The sequence below is a fragment of the Pseudomonas sp. 51_B genome, from assembly GCF_017491595.1.
Lineage (GTDB): Bacteria > Pseudomonadota > Gammaproteobacteria > Pseudomonadales > Pseudomonadaceae > Aquipseudomonas > Aquipseudomonas promysalinigenes.
Window position 1 is genome coordinate 1 of sequence record NZ_JAFGYW010000168.1, and the last position, 530, is coordinate 530.

Sequence of the window (530 nt, forward strand, 5' to 3'; positions counted from 1 at the left end):
TCCTATAGGTGATTAAATGGCAGCAGATATCCTTACATATAGTCCAGACCAAGTAGCTCTTATCTTTGGTGGGTACAGAGTTAGTGGTTGGAACAGAATTGCCATTCAACGTAATACAGAGTTTGTAAAACAGATTCGTGGTATTCGTGGTAAGCACGCAAAAGAAATCAGCCGTGACACATCTTGCACCATCCTACTCACTATCCCACAAAGTATAGAAGTCAATACAATTCTCGGAAAAGTGCTTGAGCTTGAACAAACATCAAAGGGAAAAGTTAGGCTCGAAATAATGCTTAAAGATGAAGCTGGTGTCCCTGTATTCACATCAGTTGAGTGTTACATTGGTGGTTGGCCCAATATCATGTACGGGGCTGAGTTAAATGAAATTGAGTGGAAGTTCCTTTGTGACTCGTCTGAGTGGAATTTGAAGGGAAGCGAAGCAAATAAAAATGCACTGGTTGATATGGTTAGCGGCGCTCTTGGGAGTGTTGGTAACGCAATCGGTGGTTTATTCTAAATAAGTTTGGAGG

1 protein-coding gene is annotated in these 530 nt (G+C 41.5%); it reads left to right on the plus strand.

What is annotated here, in order from left to right; genetic code table 11:
* Positions 1 to 16: 16 nt before the first annotated feature.
* On the plus strand, positions 17 to 517 hold the full coding sequence (locus J5M56_RS24210) for a hypothetical protein (RefSeq protein WP_207937969.1): 501 nt from the start codon (positions 17 to 19) through the stop codon (positions 515 to 517).
* The last annotated feature ends 13 nt before the right edge of the window (positions 518 to 530 follow it).